Annotated in this window: 1 protein-coding gene; it reads left to right on the plus strand. The window is 67.4% G+C overall.

Annotated elements, in window-relative coordinates; genetic code table 11:
- Window positions 1–463: cytochrome P450 family protein (locus J4573_RS53430; protein ID WP_208264192.1), on the plus strand; the 463-nt coding region annotated here is incomplete at both ends.

Raw genomic sequence — 463 nt, forward strand, 5'->3', positions numbered from 1 at the left:
TCGTCATCGCGCCGCAGGGGCCGGGCTATTACGCGTTGACGCGGTACGCGGACGTCGTCGAGGCGTCGCGCCGGCCGCAGGACTTCTGTTCGGGGCAGGGTGCGATCAGCATTCCGGACGTTCCGGGTGATCTGAACGAGTTCTTCGGTTCGATGATCAGCATGGACGACCCGCGGCACGCCAAGATCCGCCGGATCGTCTCCCGGGCGTTTTCGCCGCGCATGATCCAGCGGTTCGAGGACAAGGTCGAAGCCGTGGCGGGCCAGATCGTCGCCGAGGTCGCGACCGGCGGCGGGACCGGTGACTTCGTCCAGGACGTCGCCGCCCGGCTGCCCCTGAAGATCATCTGCGACATGATGGGCGTGGGTGAGGAGCACTACCGCACGGTTCTGGACGCCTCGAACGTGATCCTGGCCGGCAACGACGCCGAGTTCGTCCCGGTCGACGACGGCGAGCAGATGGC

The sequence above is a fragment of the Actinomadura barringtoniae genome, from assembly GCF_017573505.1.
In the GTDB taxonomy this organism is placed as follows: Bacteria; Actinomycetota; Actinomycetes; order Streptosporangiales; family Streptosporangiaceae; genus Spirillospora; species Spirillospora barringtoniae.